Annotated in this window: 13 protein-coding genes; 7 read left to right on the top strand and 6 right to left on the bottom strand. The window is 46.8% G+C overall.

All coding sequences use genetic code 11. The features are described from left to right. Positions 1-135 precede the first annotated feature (135 nt). A complete protein-coding gene (locus tag MTO69_RS05210) occupies positions 136-990 on the top strand; it encodes a MurR/RpiR family transcriptional regulator (protein ID WP_038172669.1) in 855 nt (284 codons plus the stop codon). A gap of 29 nt (positions 991-1,019) precedes the next feature. Here the strand turns inward: MTO69_RS05210 and MTO69_RS05205 are convergent, their stop codons facing one another. Then, entirely contained in the window at positions 1,020-2,273 is a 1,254-nt protein-coding gene (locus tag MTO69_RS05205) for an iron-containing alcohol dehydrogenase (protein WP_248331752.1), read from the bottom strand. Positions 2,274-2,539: 266 nt separating this feature from the next. Between MTO69_RS05205 and MTO69_RS05200 the strand changes: the two genes are divergently transcribed. Next, a complete protein-coding gene (locus tag MTO69_RS05200; protein ID WP_006959039.1) occupies positions 2,540-2,806 on the top strand; it encodes a GrxA family glutaredoxin in 267 nt (88 codons plus the stop codon). Positions 2,807-3,002: 196 nt separating this feature from the next. Further along, complete coding sequence (locus MTO69_RS05195; protein ID WP_248331750.1) at positions 3,003-4,685, top strand: aspartate:alanine antiporter; 1,683 nt, start codon at positions 3,003-3,005, stop codon at positions 4,683-4,685. 51 nt (positions 4,686-4,736) lie between these two features. Here the strand turns inward: MTO69_RS05195 and MTO69_RS05190 are convergent, their stop codons facing one another. The 4 genes from MTO69_RS05190 to MTO69_RS05175 all read right to left on the bottom strand — a co-directional run bounded on the left by MTO69_RS05190 (position 4,737) and on the right by MTO69_RS05175 (position 7,857). Further along, positions 4,737-5,414 carry an ABC transporter permease gene (locus tag MTO69_RS05190; RefSeq protein ID WP_248331748.1) on the bottom strand — a complete coding sequence of 226 codons (678 nt, stop codon included), beginning with the start codon at positions 5,412-5,414 and terminating at the stop codon, positions 4,737-4,739. A 4-nt stretch (positions 5,415-5,418) separates the two neighbouring features. Then, positions 5,419-6,159 carry an ABC transporter permease gene (locus MTO69_RS05185; protein ID WP_248331746.1) on the bottom strand — a complete coding sequence of 247 codons (741 nt, stop codon included), beginning with the start codon at positions 6,157-6,159 and terminating at the stop codon, positions 5,419-5,421. A gap of 87 nt (positions 6,160-6,246) precedes the next feature. Further along, a complete protein-coding gene (locus MTO69_RS05180; RefSeq protein WP_348983339.1) occupies positions 6,247-7,017 on the bottom strand; it encodes an ABC transporter substrate-binding protein in 771 nt (256 codons plus the stop codon). A 69-nt stretch (positions 7,018-7,086) separates the two neighbouring features. After that, positions 7,087-7,857 carry an ABC transporter ATP-binding protein gene (locus MTO69_RS05175; RefSeq protein WP_248331743.1) on the bottom strand — a complete coding sequence of 257 codons (771 nt, stop codon included), beginning with the start codon at positions 7,855-7,857 and terminating at the stop codon, positions 7,087-7,089. 681 nt (positions 7,858-8,538) lie between these two features. Between MTO69_RS05175 and MTO69_RS05170 the strand changes: the two genes are divergently transcribed. The 3 genes from MTO69_RS05170 (at position 8,539) to MTO69_RS05160 (ending at position 13,875) form a co-directional block, all read left to right on the top strand. Then, the gene (locus MTO69_RS05170; RefSeq protein ID WP_248331741.1) at positions 8,539-10,086 is read left to right on the top strand and encodes a DUF3360 family protein; all 1,548 of its coding nucleotides are present in this window, start codon (positions 8,539-8,541) and stop codon (positions 10,084-10,086) included. Positions 10,087-10,414: 328 nt separating this feature from the next. Then, positions 10,415-12,691 (top strand): formate C-acetyltransferase, encoded by a 2,277-nt coding sequence (gene pflB / locus MTO69_RS05165; RefSeq protein WP_248331739.1) that lies wholly within the window; start codon positions 10,415-10,417, stop codon positions 12,689-12,691. A 167-nt stretch (positions 12,692-12,858) separates the two neighbouring features. Further along, positions 12,859-13,875, top strand: coding sequence for a lipid A deacylase LpxR family protein (locus tag MTO69_RS05160; RefSeq protein WP_248331737.1), 1,017 nt, complete (start codon positions 12,859-12,861; stop codon positions 13,873-13,875). Here MTO69_RS05160 and MTO69_RS05155 read toward each other — a convergent pair. Next, positions 13,872-15,752 (bottom strand): methyl-accepting chemotaxis protein, encoded by a 1,881-nt coding sequence (locus MTO69_RS05155; RefSeq protein WP_248331734.1) that lies wholly within the window; start codon positions 15,750-15,752, stop codon positions 13,872-13,874. The genes MTO69_RS05160 and MTO69_RS05155 overlap by 4 nt on opposite strands. Positions 15,753-15,978: 226 nt before the next feature. On the opposite strand from MTO69_RS05155, the gene pflA reads away from it, so the two are divergent. Beyond that, entirely contained in the window at positions 15,979-16,719 is a 741-nt protein-coding gene (gene pflA, locus MTO69_RS05150; protein WP_248331732.1) for a pyruvate formate lyase 1-activating protein, read from the top strand. The last annotated feature ends 77 nt before the right edge of the window (positions 16,720-16,796 follow it).

The following is a 16,796-nucleotide window of genomic DNA, read 5'->3' as shown; positions in this document are numbered from 1 at the left end:
TTGTAGTAAACCTTTTGCTTAGGTTTATACTGATGCAATGGCGCTGGACAGCACTTACCCTTTTGGGAAACAGCTTGTTACCCTTTTTTTGTCGGGTATGTCCAGTGAGTTGTTCTCTATACCCTCGTGAACACTATGAACACATTAGAAAAAATTCAAAAAAATCTAGAAAATTTTAGTAAGTCCGAGCGTAAGGTTGCCGAAGTTATTATGGCATCACCGCAAACTGCTATCCACTCTAGTATCGCAACGTTGGCGAAAATGGCCGACGTCAGTGAGCCAACTGTCAATCGTTTTTGCCGTCGCCTGGATACCAAAGGTTTCCCTGATTTTAAACTGCATCTCGCCCAAAGTTTGGCCAATGGCACACCTTATGTGAACCGTAACGTCGAAGAAGACGACGGGCCAGACGCCTACACCCATAAGATTTTCGAATCGACCATGGCTTGCTTAGATGTGGCGAAAAATAGCCTTGACCCGATGCAAGTGAATCGTGCGGTCGATCTGCTTACTCAGGCAAAACGCATCTCATTCTTCGGCTTAGGCGCCTCTTCAGCCGTAGCCAAAGATGCACAAAACAAGTTTATTCGTTTTAATATTCCGATTACTTGTTTTGAAGACATCGTGATGCAACGTATGAGCTGTATCAACTGTACTGATAACGATGTTATTGTGCTGATCTCGCATACGGGTCGCACTAAGAGTCAGGTCGAGATTGCTAACCTCGCCCGCGAAAATGGCGCGACTGTGATTGCTATCACTGCCAAAGATTCTCCGCTCGATAAAGCTAGCTCGCTGTCTATCTCTCTGGATGTGCCAGAGGATACAGACGTTTACATGCCAATGGCTAGCCGAGTCGTGCAAATGACTGTCATTGATGTGCTGGCAACTGGCTTTACATTGCGCCGTGGCTCTGGTTTTAGAGAAAACCTAAAGCGCGTTAAGGACGTGCTGAAAGACTCGCGCTACGACAAGTTATCTCAACTTTAATTACCAGGGAGCACTCAGTGCTCCCTTGTTCATTCACTGCTTTGTAAACGCCCTTCCCCTTCGCGGTATCCCTTACGAACAATCGTTACCCTAGCCGTAGCGTGTTCACTTTGCTCACTGCCGCATTCACCATCGCAACGACACACTTGCGACAAGATATACATTAAACGTGGTTTAGTTAGAGGTATGGGATTGCCTTTGATTGCCACCGACTTCAGCGCGTCTTCAGCGACCTGCTCAAACGACGTTGAGCAAACACCAAAGCGTTCAATCTCAGGTAAAGGTAACGTGTCGAGCATCATATTGACCCACAACACACTGTCATTATGGTGGGCGTTAATTCGCCCAGTTAGGATTTGAGCGAGCTTCTCATAACGGGCCAAAATGTCGATGCGCCCCGCCTTTGCCGCTGCGCTGATGTTTTCTTGCATCACATAAGGTGCGAGACGCGCGGTAATCACGCTATGCGGCGCATTCAACTTGCCGCCAAGTGCCGAGGCGAGGCCATGAGCCGCGCCCAATTTCGCGTTGGTGATCGCCATACCGCCCAACATTGCGGCAAACGAGAGATCACTTCGCGCTTGCGGCTTATCTTCCTGGCAAGCAGGTAAAATCGAGTGGCTCAGTTTTCGCAGCCCCTCTTCACAAATCATGTCGGTGAGTGGATTTGGCTCACCGCAAACATACGCTTCCATAAGGTGGGTAAATGCATCCATCGCGCCGCGGGCAGATGTCTCGGCATCGGTGCCGTAAGTTAAGGTCGGGTCGACGATAGCGACGTCAGCTAACATATCAGGGCTACGCAGGCTCACCTTGACTTGGTCTTGCCCAGAGCGAAGAACTGCATTTCGGGTGACCTCAGATCCAGTGCTGGCTGTTGTCGGAATGGCGATAAAAGGCAGCGGCTTGGTTTTGAGCGGCACATTTCGCCCGACCACTTCAACGTAATCGTACACATCGCCTTGATTGGGAATAATCGCGGCCAGCGCTTTGCCCATATCTAGCGCACTACCGCCACCAATAGCGACCACCATATCAGGTTTAAACTTGCGGCCCGCTAAGGCTATTTCCTCAACCATGGTGATATTAGGTTCCCCATGAATCGCCACATGCTGATAACGCATCGATTGGCTGTTAAGGTATTCCACTATCGGCTCAGCTCGGGCTAAGTTTTTACCGCTCACCAAAAGGACGCTGTAACCATATTGATTTAACAGTGATAAAGAAGCCGACAGTGCCCCTTCCCCAAATACAATCCGGTTAGATGTCATAAACTGGAACATGCTAAAAACACTCCCTGTAGCCACGCTCTGTTAGCTTGCCTTTTCTGCCGTAGAATAAACTTGACCCAGTGCAACTTGTGGTCATTACCCGCTCTAAAATTATGGTTTTATCGACCTAATCCACACTAGCAATACGTCTAATCCGAGTGCTAGGTTCATTTTTTGTCCGATAGCTTTCACCTATTGAACTAACAGGCATTTGCCACTTTATTTCCGTTTTTGGATCGGGCATAGTTGCAGGTAACAAAATACAGGAGAATTTGAATATGTTCGTAGTTATCTTTGGTCGCCCAGCTTGTCCTTACTGTGTTCGTGCAAAAGAGCACGCGGAAACACTGAAAGCAAAACGCGATGATTTCAACTACCGTTATGTTGATATCCACGCTGAAGGGATTTCAAAAGCCGATCTTGAGAAAACCGTGGGCAAACCTGTAGAAACCGTACCGCAAATCTTTGTCGACCAAGAGCACATTGGCGGCTGTGATGACTTTGAAGCGTACGCTAAAGAGCATCTTGGTCTGTTTGACGAGTAATTACCCCCCTTTCTTTTAAAGCCGCGTCTATCGCGGCTTTTTAGTATCTGCGACTCAATCTATCGCCGTCGCGTCTAGCTGAGCTACTTGTCGGTAAACTAATGGTAAAATATAAAATATTTCACTTAATTTTTAGCCTCATTCAGCTACAATTCGCGCAACCATACTCCGCTCGGCAGCCACACAAGAATCGCCCGTGAACATTGACGTCGTACTATTGCTAGAACAAAACCCTATCCTACTTATATTTGTTGTCCTCGCTATCGGACTAGCGATTGGCAAAATCCGCTTCGGTAGCCTGCAACTCGGTAATTCAATCGGTGTATTAATTACCTCGTTAATCATGGGCCATCTCGGCTTCACCTTTAACGCCGACGCACTCACCATTGGATTTATGCTGTTTATTTACTGTGTCGGTATAGAGGCAGGCCCAAACTTCTTTGGTATCTTCTTCCGAGATGGTAAGCACTACTTCATTTTGAGCATGGTGGTGCTCATCACAGCACTCTCCATCACCTATGTTGCCTCCCATCACTTAGGTCTGGGCTTTGGTTTATCCGCGGGTATGATGGCGGGAGCATTGACCTCAACGCCGGTGTTAGTTGGTGCTCAAGATGCTTTGAACTCAGGGCTCGCAACCATTCCACGTAATATGGAATTTAGCCAGGTGATTGAAAACCTGTCGGTTGGCTATGCGATGGCCTACCTTATCGGTCTTATCAGCATGATCATGTTTGCTAAGCTACTGCCAAAACTGCAAAAGCAAAATCTATCGGACTCAGCGCAGCAAATCGCCCAAGAGCGCGGGATCGGTAGCTCGGGGCAGCGTAAGGTGTATTTGCCTATTATCCGCGCTTATCGAGTCGGCCAAGAACTGATCAACTGGACCGATGGCAAAAACCTTCGTGAACTAGGCATCTATCGTCAAACCGGTTGTTATATTGAACGCATTCGACGCAATGGGATCTTAGCGCATCCTGACGGCGACGCCATTTTGCAAGAAGGCGACGAGATTGCGTTGGTGGGATTTCCAGATAGCCATGCTCGACTCGATCCAAGCTTTCGCAACGGGAAAGAAGTGTTTGACCGTAACCTACTCGATTTGCGGATCGCAGAGGAAGAAATCGTAGTAAAAAATGACTCGATTGCCGGTAAACGCCTGTCCGAGCTGAATCTGTCGGAGTATGGCTGTTTTCTTAACCGAGTCGTCCGTGCTCAAATCGAGATGCCGATGGATCTCGATATTGTTCTGGCTAAGGGTGATGTGCTGCAGGTGAGCGGAGAGAAAAGCCGCGTCCATGGTTTAGCTGAGAAAATCGGCTTTATTTCGATTCATAGCCAAATGGCTGATTTACTGGCATTTTGCAGCTTTTTTATTCTTGGCATTCTGTTTGGTTTAATCACCATGACCTTTGGTCAGGTATCGTTTGGACTGGGTAATGCGGTTGGTTTGCTGCTGTCTGGTATCACGCTAGGCTTTTTGCGAGCCAACCATCCGACCTTTGGTTACGTACCGCAAGGCGCATTAAACATGGTGAAAGATCTGGGCTTGATGTTCTTCATGGTCGGGATTGGCCTCAGTGCCGGCGGGAAAATGTTTGAGCATCTGTCGCAAGTCGGCCCGCAGGTGATTGGTTTAGCGTTTTTAGTCAGTGTCGTCCCCGTGGTCATCGCTTACCTGGTGGGCGCTTACTTGCTAAAAATGAACCGTGCGCTGCTGTTTGGCGCCATCATTGGGGCCCGTACCTGCGCCCCTGCAATGGACATCGTCAATGACTACGCGAAATCAACGATTCCCGCTCTTGGCTATGCGGGTACCTATGCGATAGCCAACATACTGATGACCTTAGCGGGCACCATACTCATCATTCTGAGTTAACCACACAAAAAAGGCTTCCACATGGAAGCCTTTTGATTGTTTGCTCGTTTGTTAGCTAAGTGGTCTTAGGTAAGCGAGGAAGCGCTTCTCTGCCGCTTTAAAGCACATCAGTATGACGAAAGTCAGTGCCATGTAGAATAAGCCTGCGGTTAAGAAGGATTCAAACGGTGCATAGTAACGCGAGTTAACCAAGCGGGCGGCACCCGTTAAGTCGACAATAGTCACAATACCCGCCACCGCGCTGCCGTGAAGCATAAAGATCACTTCGTTACTGTAGGCAGGCAATGCACGGCGCAAAGCACTTGGTAAAATCACACGTCGATAAGTCTTGAAAGTACTCATTCCATACGCTTTGGCTGCTTCCACTTCACCTTTTGGCAAACCGTTGATCGCACCGCGAATGATTTCTGCAGTGTACGCCGCCGTATTGAGTACAAAGGCTACCAGCGCACAAAACCACGCGTGCTCCCACAATGTATCTTTAACCGGAAAAAACTGGTCCATGCCGTAGTAAATCAGGTAAAGCTGCACCAGAAGTGGCGTACCACGGAAAAAGTAAATAAATGCCCAGCTTGGCCCATTGATTAGGTAGTTGTGGCTATTGCGAGCAATCCCCAGCGGAATGGCAACAAACAGGCCGATAACCAACGCCAGTGATACCAACCAAACTGTGGTCCATAAGCCGTCTAGATAGATAGGGAAGCTTTCAATAATTAACGAAAAGTCCATTCTATTACCTCGCGTGAATACTGAATTTGCGCTCGACCATCTTCAAAAACCCGGTGGAAACGCTGGTAAAGAATAGGAAAATAATCGCGACAGCCATGTAGAAGGTGAACGGCATTTTTGTTGAGCCAGCCGCTAGAGAGCTCATACGCACCATGTCTTCTAAACCAATAATAGAGACCAGCGCGGTGGTTTTAAGCAAAACTAACCAGTTGTTACCAAACCCTGGCAATGCATGTCGAATCATTTGTGGCAACAGAATGCGTCGAAACGCCAGCACAGAACTCATACCATACGCTTTCGCGGCCTCTAGCTCCCCTTTGTCCACTGCCATAATGGCACCGCGGAACGTTTCAGCCATGTAGGCACCGAAAATAAAGCCAATCGTCAACACGCCAGCGATAAATGGACTGACATCAATGTAGTCAGGTAGGTACGATGTCCACTCGTGATTAGGATCGCTTGAAGCGAACCACTCATTTAGACTCTCATTGATCGCATATAAACTGTTGTTGAGAAGAATTTGTCCGCCGAAGAAAATCAGCATCATAAGGACTAGGTCGGGAATACCACGAATTACCGTGGTGTAAAGTGTCGCAATCGCGCGAGCCCAGCGATAAGGGGCCATTTTTGCAAGTGCGCCCAGCATGCCCAGAATCATTGCCAGAATTAACGACAACAGGGCAACTTCAATGGTCACTACTGCCCCTTTTAATATCGAGGCTTCATATCCTTGTAGATCCAGCATAGGTAAGTTCCTGATCCCTAAACTTTATAAAACTCGGCCGTTGGCTTCTACTCCAAGGAACAAGAACCAACGGCCGCTTAACAGCGTTTACTGACCGTAAACGTCGTATTTAAAGTATTTCGCAGCGATTTCTTGGTAGATACCTTTCTCACGTAGAGAAACGATAGCTGCATCTAGCTTTTGAGTTAGGTCTTTGTCTTGCTTACGTACAGCAATACCCATACCTTCGCCAAACCATTTAGGATCCATCAGTGCAGGACCAACAAACTCATAAGCGTCACCGCCTGCTTTGTTTAGCACACCTTCTTCAAGCGCTGATGCATCACCAAGTACCGCAACGACACGGCCGTTTGCAAGATCTAGGTAAGCTTCATCGAAAGAGCCGTAACGAACGATTTCTACTTTATCGCCGTAGTTATCAGTCAGGTATTTGTCGTGTGTTGTTGCACGTTGAACCGCAATTTTTTGACCGTCTAGGTTGTCAAAATCAAGGCCAGCGCCTTTTTTAGCGATGAATTTGTTAGGGATTTGCGCGTACTTACCAGTGAAGTCGACTTTTTTCTTGCGCTCTTCAGTGATAGACATTGCTGCGATGATTGCATCGTACTTACGTGCAAGTAGTGAAGGAATGATGCCGTCCCAATCTTGAGGAACAATCTTACATTCAACTTTCATTTCCTGACACAAAGCGTTAGCCATGTCCACATCAAAGCCTTTTAGAGAGCCATCTGCTTCAGTCCAGCTAAACGGAGGGTAGGCACCCTCAATACCGAAGCGAACCGTTTTCCATTCTTTCGCTTGGGCCATACCCGATACAGCTGTCGCTGCTAGAGTTGCTGCTAATAACCACTTTTTCATTTCCATACTCCTGTGATTGAGATTATTTTTGTGATTGCTTTGTTTGTTGTGTTTGCCGCGCAGCGGCGATTAGTAAATTGAAGAGATAAACTGCTGTAAACGCTCAGAGTCAGGGTTAGTGAACAGTTTAGCTGGGTTTCCTTGCTCTTCCACCAATCCTTGATGCAAGAACATAACGTGATTCGATACGTCGCGGGCAAACGCCATTTCATGCGTCACCACAAGCATGGTTCGGCCCTCTTCGGCCAAATCACGCATAACCCCCAGAACTTCACCAACAAGCTCAGGGTCAAGTGCGGATGTTGGTTCATCAAATAGCATGACTTCTGGGTCAACCGCTAACGCTCGAGCAATGGCGGCGCGTTGCTGCTGACCACCCGAAAGGTGACCAGGGTAGTAGTCTTTGCGCTCGTAAAGGCCGACTTTTTTAAGCAGCATTTCTGCATTTTCTAAGGCTTGAGCTTTGGGTACACCCAACACGTGGACAGGCGCTTCTATGACGTTTTCCAACACGGTCATGTGCGACCAGAGATTGAAGCCCTGGAAAACCATTGCAAGGCGTGAGCGAATGCGTTGCACCTGTTTTTCATTGGCAGGAACGGCCTCGCCCTGGCGGTTGTTTTTCATTTGAATCAATTCGCCATTGACCCAAATTTCCCCGGCGGTAGGCGTTTCAAGTAGGTTGATGCATCGAAGAAAAGTACTTTTACCAGAACCGGAAGAACCGATAATCGATATTACGTCCCCTTTGTGGGCTTCCAACGAGATGCCCTTTAAAACTTCATTTTGTCCAAATGTTTTGTGCAGTTCTTTTATGTCCAGCGCTGGTACATCTTTCATGCGCTATTACTCCCTGTCTTTATTATTCCCAGTGATTTGCCAAAAGCGAACAACTGGTTTTTGGGTTCCACCCATATTTCGATACAAACTAGCACTCCCCCGCCCAACATGCAACAAATTATTAACCTATAAATCAGCAATATATAGCCACTTTATATGAGTAATAATGCACCAAATAGTTAAAAAAGCTTTGTTTGACGCATAAAACCATTTACAAGGCAAATTATCAACAACAAGCAATAGTTAACAAATTTATAAAAACAAGATCTAACGCAACTTCAGTGCAACCTGTCAGTTTAACTCACAGCACAAAGTCAACGTGGCTCTGTAGGTATCTGTTATTTTAATGAACATTGTGAAATTTAGTTTCACCGAATACCAACTTGTTAATCTTCATGACGCAATGTTGTGTAGTTTTCTTTCACAACATTTCATAAAGTGATCTAAATCAATCATTGATAAGGGTTAGCACGTTAAACTCGGCGAAAAGATAAAAGCCTCAATTAACATCACTTTTTGTCTTTCAATCTTCTATGCTTTAGCACATAGTTAGCGCGCTACATGAAGAGAGCGAGAGTCAACTACAGCAAGCTGTATCAGGTTTTTAGTGGATGACCGACACAAAACAATAATCGGGTCGTTCTTTGAAGAATTATTAACAATTTTGAATATGAGGAATCTATGTCAGACGCAGTCAAACAACCGCACTCTGATTCGGATATCGAAAACAAGAGCTATAAAGAGCTTCATCGCCCAGCTTCTGAGTTTGCAAACCGTTCAGACTACCTAGACCACGAACTCCAAATCATGAAGCCACGTCGCTTCGGATTGAACTTGCCAGGTCGTGATTTCCGTTTTGAGCTTGAAGACTTAGTTCCAGCACTCGCCGGTACTATCGGCATCATCGCGATGTATTCTGCGGTCATGATGTCTTGGGCTGAAGGCCTAACTGCTGCTTGGGACCACGTCAATCTAGGCAAAGAGTTTGCTATTGAAGTAGCTCGAGTGGAAATGCTAATTCCTGCTCTCCTTTTCTGTGTTTTAGCATCGGGCTTCATTAACCCTAAAGCCAACCTCGCCGGTAACCACGGCCCAATGATCCCTCTTATCGGTACCATTGCTCTTGCTGGTGCCCACCCTCTTGCATTGGCCATCCTCATCGGTGTGTTCGGTCTACTACTGAGTTTCCTTAAAGGTGGCTCTAAGTTGGTCAACTTAACCTCGCAAGGTACTGCGGGCGGCTTGTTAATCTTCCTCGGTTTGACCGGCACCATGAGCCAAATCAACTCAATCCAGTCTTGGGCTGTGGGTCTACAGTCTGACACGGTAGCCGCAGGCAGCATGGGTTATGTCGGTTTGATTGTTCTTGCTGTGACGATCGCACTTTACGCTTTCTTAGCTAAGGTAAACAAACGTTGGTTGGCCATTCCAGTCTGTGCTTTCACAGGTTTGGTTATTGCACTAGTCCTAGGTGCAGGTTTCGACATCAAATTCGTTACTGAAACTGGTCTTCCTAACCTAAACCCTGTTTACTGGTGGGGCAGCACAGAGCAAGGTTGGATGCTCGGTCTTCCAAACGCTGAGCACTTTATTGCATCTCTACCCTTTGCCATCCTAGCAGTAGCAATGTGGTCGCCTGACTTCTTGGGTCACCGTATCTTCCAAGAACTGAACTACCCTAAGAAGACTGAAAAAGTACTTATGGACGTCGATGATACGATGACCATGTGTTCAGTTCGCCAAATGGTGGGTACTGCGGTTGGTGGTGGTAACATCACTTCATCTTGGGGTACGTACATGATCCCAGCAGCAATCGCGAAGCGTCCTATTCCTGGTGGTGCTATCCTCCTAGGTCTTCTAGTGATGATCATCGCTGTTCTTGGCTTCCCGATGGATATCGCAGTATGGCCACCAGTTATGCGCGTTGCACTGCTCGTTGGTGTATCTCTACCACTACTCGAAGCCGGCATGCAGATGGTGAAAGACTCAAAAGATTCTCAAGCGGCAGGTATCTGTATCTTTGGCTCTGCGGTTGTTAACCCTGTACTTGCGTGGGCGCTAACCATGCTATTGGACAACAATGGCCTAATCGGCGACAAAGAGCGCGCTGCACGTCTATCGTTCGTCGACAAAATTGTTATCCCTGTTGGCGTTCTAGCAATCTGTTTGATCGCTATGCTTGCAGTCGGTATGTTAGAAGGCCAATACGGAATCCCAGCATTCCTATAACGCTTTTCTGAAGTTGAGAGCCAATTTTGGCTCTCAACTTTTTTTTAGTATTGGGCAGTTACCTTAAAAAAATTTTAGTAAACGTGTCATTTATTGATTTAGTTTAAGGTTTGCAAAAAAATTTTAGATTACTCTGGCTACCAAGTTAGTCATCCCAATGACACAAAATGACAATATTTATAGTTTGTTCTCACTATCGATAATCGAAATTAAAGACTATACATATTGTTATTCATAAGAGTGTACCGCCTCACGGTTTGTTGAGGGTCTTACTGGCTCAACGGTTTGACTAGGTACGTGTTTTTTCTACTAAAAAGGTAGGTATGTCATGGCAGAGCAATTTGCTAAAGCTTGGGAAGGTTTTGCTGCAGGTGATTGGCAAAACGAAGTAAACGTTCGCGACTTCATCCAGAAGAACTACACTCCGTACGAAGGCGACGAGTCTTTCCTAGTTTCTGAAGGTACTGAAGCGACTAACAAGCTTTGGGCTAAGGTAATGGAAGGTATCAAGCAGGAAAACGCGACTCACGCACCTGTTGATTTTGATACTTCAGTGATTTCTACCATCACTGCTCACGACGCGGGTTACATCGAGAAAGACCTAGAAACTATCGTTGGTCTACAAACTGATGCTCCTCTTAAGCGTGCAATCATCCCTAACGGTGGTATCCGTATGGTTGAAGGTTCATGCAAAGTTTACGGCCGCGAGTTAGACCCAGCAATCTCAAAAATCTACTCTGAGTATCGCAAAACGCACAACGCTGGCGTTTTCGATATCTACACACCAGACATCCTAAAATGTCGTAAATCTGGCGTACTGACTGGTCTTCCAGATGCTTACGGTCGTGGTCGTATCATCGGTGACTACCGCCGCGTAGCACTATACGGCATTGACTTCCTAATGAAGGACAAGCTGGCTCAATTCGCCTCTCTTCAAGAGAAGTTTGAGAACGGTGAAGACCTGCAAATGACAATGCAGCTTCGCGAAGAGATCGCTGAGCAGCACCGTGCGCTTGGCCAAATGAAAGTAATGGCCGAAAAATACGGTTGTGACATCTCTCGTCCAGCAGAAACCGCTCAAGAAGCGATTCAGTGGACTTACTTCGGTTACCTAGCTGCTGTTAAATCTCAAAACGGCGCGGCAATGTCTCTAGGCCGTACTTCTACGTTCCTAGATGTCTTCATCGAGCGTGATATCGCTGCAGGTAAGATCACTGAAGAACAAGCTCAGGAAATGATTGACCACTTCGTTATGAAGCTGCGTATGGTTCGTTTCCTACGTACTCCAGAATACGATGACCTATTCTCTGGCGACCCTATCTGGGCAACAGAATCTATGGGTGGTATGGGTCTTGACGGCCGTACGCTAGTTACTCGTACGAACTTCCGTTTCCTAAACTCTCTATACACTATGGGTCCTTCTCCAGAGCCAAACATCACTGTTCTTTGGTCTGAGCAGCTCCCTGAAGGTTTCAAGAAGTTCTGTGCGAAAGTATCTATCGATACTTCTTCTATCCAGTACGAAAACGACGACCTAATGCGTCCAGACATGGACTCTGACGACTACGCAATCGCATGTTGTGTATCTCCAATGGTTGTTGGTAAGCAAATGCAGTTCTTCGGTGCTCGCGCTAACCTTGCGAAAACTATGCTTTACGCAATCAACGGTGGTGTTGACGAGAAGCTGAAAATGCAAGTTGGTCCAGTAATGCCTAAGATCACTTCAGAAGTTCTAGACTTCGACGAAGTGTGGAACAGCCTAGACCACTTCATGGATTGGCTAGCTAAGCAGTACGTTGCTGCACTAAACGCAATCCACTTCATGCACGACAAGTACAGCTACGAGTCTGCACTAATGGCACTGCACGATCGTGACGTTTACCGCACAATGGCTTGTGGTATTGCTGGTCTATCTATCGCAGCTGACTCTCTATCTGCAATCAAGCACGCGAAAGTTAAACCAATCCGTGACGAAGATGGCGTAGCTATCGACTTCGAAATCGAAGGCGACTACCCTAAATTCGGTAACAATGACGCTCGTGTTGATGACATCGCTTGTGAGCTTGTTGAAGTATTCATGAACAAGATCCGTAAGCTTAAGACTTACCGTGATGCTGTTCCTACTCAGTCTATCCTGACTATCACTTCAAACGTGGTATACGGTAAGAAGACAGGTAATACGCCAGACGGTCGTCGCGCAGGTGCGCCATTTGCACCAGGTGCTAACCCAATGCACGGTCGTGATGAAAAAGGTGCGGTAGCATCTCTAACGTCTGTCGGTAAACTGCCGTTTGCTCACGCGAAAGATGGTATCTCTTACACCTTCTCTATCGTGCCTAACGCGCTAGGTAAAGATGAAGGTTCACAACGTGCTAACCTTGCTGGCCTAATGGATGGTTACTTCCACCACGAAGCAGGTATCGAAGGTGGTCAGCACCTAAACGTGAACGTTCTTAACCGCGATACTCTAGAAGACGCAGTTAAGCACCCTGAGAAATACCCTCAGCTAACCATCCGCGTTTCTGGTTATGCAGTACGCTTTAACTCGCTAACTGCAGAGCAGCAAGCAGACGTTATCGCCCGTACCTTCACTGAGTCTCTATAATTCTCAGCTGATGAATAGACAAGCCCTGCTTTTTAGTAGGGCTTTTTTTGTATCAATAACCACCGAACCCTTTCGCCGCTCACCCTTTAACCTCTCACGACTTGCGTTTTTCCTGCCTAAGGCTAATCCTTTTATTATCAGGCACCTAATTGAGAGAGCGCTATTTCATGAGGTTATATAGTCGCCACTTGTTAACCACAGCCGTTGCCTTATTGGCGTCGACAGCCTGTATTGCCTCAGATAGAACCACTATTAGCTTTGCTGTCGATAACGATGGCATATTCGGCGTCGACCAGGATTATACTAATGGTCTGTTTTTGAGTTATTCCACCAGCGTTATTAAACCCTATACACTATTTCGCCCTCTCAGTTTCTCTTACTGGGGAGTGCAATCCCTAGATAAATTTGAGTTGGTCCTGGGGCATAAAACCTATACTCCAGCAGAACTCGAAGCGACGATTCCCATTGCCAATGATCGCCCCTACGCAGGACTCCTTTATGCTGAGCTCAATTACCTCAGCCTGACTATAAATCACGCCCATCGAGCAACCTTGACCTTAGGCACTACTGGTGAGAACTCGTTGGCCGAACGAGGACAAAATTTCGTTCATGATATTACCGACTCGGTTAAGCCACGCGGTTGGGCATATCAGGTCGATGATAAATGGGTCGCCAACCTAGGTTACCTCCATCACTTTAATTTGTGGCGCAATAGCCAAGGTGCGGAAGAAAATTGGGAGCTATCCAATCTGTCAGAGGCAAATGCAGGAAATTTTCGCAGTGATGTGTCGACCGGTTTCATGCTTCGTTGGGGCACCGATCTGGCGAATAATATGGGCGCGGCGAACATTGATAGCGAACAACCTTTTCGCCCTAGCATGATCGCAAACTCAAGCCAAGCATGGTTCGTGTTTGCCGGTGTCAAAGCGCGGTATCGTTTCAACGATATAACCATTGAGGGCAAACGTTCCGAAGTCATTCGCTATGCGCGCAATCAGGGGCAAGATCCGAGTCAGTATGACGTAAGGCTAGAGCAAACCCAAGCTAGTGCGGTCGCAGGATTTGCTTGGTACAATCAAGATTTTGGTATCGCTGTGACCACCTCAGTTAAGACCCCCGACTACAAAAACGCGCCAGATACCGTTTACGGCACTGGCGCGTTCACTCTGTACGCATTTTTTTAGATCGTGAACTTCTGACACTCTTGGTTAAGGCTCTCTGAGCGTTTTTCAACCACACCACTGACATTGCGTAACTGCTCGTTGTTCTCTTCTAGCTCTTTCATCGCCGACGAAATCTGGGTCATATTGTCCGCCATCGACTGACTGGTCGTCGCCAATTCTTTGATAGAAGTGAAGATGACCTCGGTTTGGTGCGACGCTTCATCGGCTTTTTCAGTGATAAGCTTGAGCGCATCCATTGCTTCCTGACCACGCTCTCGCCCTGCCGCCATCGATGACTCAGACTGGCCAATATACTGAATCACTTCTGCGCTCTCTTTCTTCATCGTATCAATGGTTCCTGAGATCTCTGAGACTGCATCGACGGTTCTCACTGCTAAGCTGCGCACCTCATCAGCGACCACGGCAAAGCCTCGACCTTGTTCGCCTGCCCTTGCCGCTTCAATGGCGGCGTTTAATGCGAGTAAGTTGGTCTGTTCGGCGATACCATTAATAATTTCCATCACCGAATCGACTTTCGACGAGGCCTCTTCGAGCTGCTTAATATGACCAGCAGCTGAGGTTAATATCGCCCCAACTTCATCAAGTGAACCAATGGCGGCGGAGATCACTTTGCCGCCTTCTTCTGCTGACTGAGTTGAAGAACGACTGATTTCGGCAACGAACTCAAGCGAATTTGACACCTCTTGCGTGGTCACACTGACCTCCTCTGTCGCCGAGGCAAGCAATTGAGTTTGGCCCAACACTTCAGATTGATGGTGTGCAAGTCTGTCTAGCCCCTGATTGAGCTCTACCGCATTGCTAGTCAGTGCCATACTGCTACTTTGAACCCCAGAAACTAGCTCGCCTAAATTATTACAGCTCTGATTAATACTGGTGGCAAGCTGATTGAACTCATCGTTAGGGTTTTTGCTTTGCTCCATTCGCTGTGACAGATCCCCTTTCGACAAACTGCTCAAGATCTCTTTAGTCCGATTGAGTGAGCGCGATAGAGAGGCACTCTGCATGGCTGAAATAGCGATAGTAAACACAGCAAGCACCACACACGCGACCAGAATCGACCACAACGTCTGCTTTGAGGCTCTTTCTGCAACATGTTGATAGTCGGCGCTGATACCGCCAAGCTCTGAGGTAATTGACCCAATTAATTGCGTCATATTCACTTTGGTCACTGCGACCTTGCTCTCAATGCTCGCAAGCTGCTTGGAAATGTCACTGACGCTGGCAAAGGTTTGTTTGTACTGTTCGATTTCCTTTTCATACAGCTCTAACATAGCGTAAACATTCGACATACTTTCAAAAGCAGCCATAGCGCGGTTGAACAACTTGAGGTTGTCTTCGGTAGGCTGCAGCAAGTAATTTTGCTGCGCTTTCACCATCGCCTGAAAGTCAGAGTTTAAGGTAACCATTCCGGTTTCAGCAATTTTTTGCTCTATTGTCAGGGCCAACTGTTTTAACTGACCTAACTTACCTTCATCAATATTAAAGCCGAGTTCCTGTTTCATCGACAGCCAGGGCGATACCGCGTCTTTGAAGTCAACCACACTCTGAGTGAGTTGCTCGCCTTGACTGACCAAGCCAACCTGTCTGAGGAACTGGGCATCTTGATCAATCGCCGTCACAATATCCTCAATGCGAGTTATCGTGGCTGAAACCTTGGCCCCGGTCATAGTGTCCAAGTCGCCGCCGAGGGTGAGAATTTGGCTTTGTGTCTGGTAAATTGACAGCGACCCCGATGCAATATCGGCGCTGCTTTGGTATTGGCTGGTCATTTGCGACAAGCGTTCAGAGGTAAAAAAGGCGAGTGAAGCAAATCCTATTGTTAATACGAGCAAAAACAGTGTGACCTTCTGTTTCTGCGAGAGCGCAAGCATATCCATATTTAAAGTCCTTCAGCAACAATCAGATGTTTAACACCTTGCCTGACGGTGAGTGTAGTTTGTTATTGTTATTTATATTGTTTGTACATTTTTATAACATAAATTTTAGCAAATAAATCCAATTTTTCTTAATTCCTGTTTTCTGCCTGTCAAAGCCGAGAAAACCTATTTTATCCCTACCATTTGTAATAAAATAACGGATAAATAACTAAGACGAGATGAGCACATGTCAACAACTGGTCGTATTCATTCTTTCGAGTCATGTGGAACGGTAGACGGTCCTGGAATTCGCTTTATTGTGTTTATGCAAGGCTGCTTAATGCGCTGTATGTATTGCCACAACAGAGATACATGGGATACTCATGGCGGTAAAGAAGTGACCGTTGAAGAGATCATTAACGAAGCGAAATCTTATCGACACTTTATGAATGCTTCCGGTGGCGGTGTCACCTGCTCAGGGGGAGAAGCAATGTTGCAACCTGAGTTTGTACGCGACTTTTTCCGTGCTGCGCAAGCAGAGGGTATCCATACTTGCCTCGATACCAACGGCTACATTCGCAAACATACCGACGTTATCGACCAAGTGCTCGAAGCGACCGACCTGGTTATGCTCGACTTAAAACACATGAAAGATGAGATTCACCATGATTTCATCGGTGTTTCAAATAAACGCACCTTAGACTTTGCCCGCTACCTGCACAAAATTGGCCAGAAAACCTGGATCCGCTATGTGGTTGTGCCTGGTTATACCGACGATGAAGAAGCGGCACATATGCTGGGCGATTTTATTAAGGATATGGATAACATCGAAAAAGTGGAGCTGTTGCCATACCACAAACTCGGTGCCCACAAGTGGGAGGCGCTTGGTGTCGAATACCCACTTGAAGGGATCAGTCCTCCATCCAAAGAGACCATGGACAAGGTCGTCTCAATCCTTGAGCAGTATCACTCTAACGTAAAATACTGATACCAAATGCCAACAAAGTCGTAAAAAATACCAACAAGTCTGTTGGTATTTTTTTTGGGGTAACTTTGAGTCTAAGT

It is taken from the genome of Vibrio sinaloensis (assembly GCF_023195835.1).
Classification (GTDB): Bacteria; Pseudomonadota; Gammaproteobacteria; order Enterobacterales; family Vibrionaceae; genus Vibrio; species Vibrio sinaloensis_C.
This window is presented reverse-complemented; position numbering and strand designations above follow the sequence as displayed.

What these genes read in the sequence shown, in the direction of transcription:
- MTO69_RS05210 (WP_038172669.1), top strand. Translation starts at nt 136, where the DNA reads ATGAACACATTAGAAAAAATTCAAAAAAATCTAGAAAATTTTAGTAAG.
- MTO69_RS05205 (WP_248331752.1), bottom strand. Translation starts at nt 2,273, where the DNA reads ATGTTCCAGTTTATGACATCTAACCGGATTGTATTTGGGGAAGGGGCA.
- MTO69_RS05200 (WP_006959039.1), top strand. Translation starts at nt 2,540, where the DNA reads ATGTTCGTAGTTATCTTTGGTCGCCCAGCTTGTCCTTACTGTGTTCGT.
- MTO69_RS05190 (WP_248331748.1), bottom strand. Translation starts at nt 5,414, where the DNA reads ATGGACTTTTCGTTAATTATTGAAAGCTTCCCTATCTATCTAGACGGC.
- MTO69_RS05185 (WP_248331746.1), bottom strand. Translation starts at nt 6,159, where the DNA reads ATGCTGGATCTACAAGGATATGAAGCCTCGATATTAAAAGGGGCAGTA.
- MTO69_RS05180 (WP_348983339.1), bottom strand. Translation starts at nt 7,017, where the DNA reads ATGAAAAAGTGGTTATTAGCAGCAACTCTAGCAGCGACAGCTGTATCG.
- MTO69_RS05175 (WP_248331743.1), bottom strand. Translation starts at nt 7,857, where the DNA reads ATGAAAGATGTACCAGCGCTGGACATAAAAGAACTGCACAAAACATTT.
- MTO69_RS05170 (WP_248331741.1), top strand. Translation starts at nt 8,539, where the DNA reads ATGTCAGACGCAGTCAAACAACCGCACTCTGATTCGGATATCGAAAAC.
- pflB (WP_248331739.1), top strand. Translation starts at nt 10,415, where the DNA reads ATGGCAGAGCAATTTGCTAAAGCTTGGGAAGGTTTTGCTGCAGGTGAT.
- MTO69_RS05160 (WP_248331737.1), top strand. Translation starts at nt 12,859, where the DNA reads ATGAGGTTATATAGTCGCCACTTGTTAACCACAGCCGTTGCCTTATTG.
- MTO69_RS05155 (WP_248331734.1), bottom strand. Translation starts at nt 15,752, where the DNA reads ATGGATATGCTTGCGCTCTCGCAGAAACAGAAGGTCACACTGTTTTTG.
- pflA (WP_248331732.1), top strand. Translation starts at nt 15,979, where the DNA reads ATGTCAACAACTGGTCGTATTCATTCTTTCGAGTCATGTGGAACGGTA.